Below are 394 nucleotides of genomic sequence, written 5' to 3'. Positions count from 1 at the left end.
TTACCGTTTATTGGTAACGAGTGTGACAACCAACCCAATGGCATTGCGTTTTCCTTAACCGATTACCTTCAATTGGTGGAAGATACAGGCCGAATCATTCGCAATGATAAACGTGGAAGCATCAGTGAAAATAGTGGTAAGTTACTGACCAGATTAAATATCCCCCATGACAATTGGCTCAAATTGACTACCGAGTTTGGTAAGCTATTTCATGGTCCAGTAGGCACATTACAAGAACTGACTCATTACTGCGAACACTTAGAAAAGCGACGACGGCACTTTGTCGCAAGCTGCCAGCACTTTTACAGTGACTGACAACTGCTTATATCCCTTCGACAACAATCATTGCCTAAAACTTCCCAAGCACTATGGGATGACTTACCTCGTCTGAAAT

General features: G+C 42.6%; 1 pseudogene. It reads left to right on the top strand.

Annotated features, from left to right (window positions below):
* Positions 1-315, top strand: a pseudogene (locus SHEWPOL2_RS22165) (transposase); the annotation flags it as partial.
* Positions 316-394 lie beyond the last annotated feature (79 nt).

The sequence above is a fragment of the Shewanella sp. POL2 genome, assembly GCF_000282755.1.
Taxonomy (GTDB): Bacteria; Pseudomonadota; Gammaproteobacteria; order Enterobacterales; family Shewanellaceae; genus Shewanella; species Shewanella xiamenensis.
Note: the sequence above shows the minus strand (reverse complement) of the source record. Positions and strands in the feature narration are given on the sequence as shown.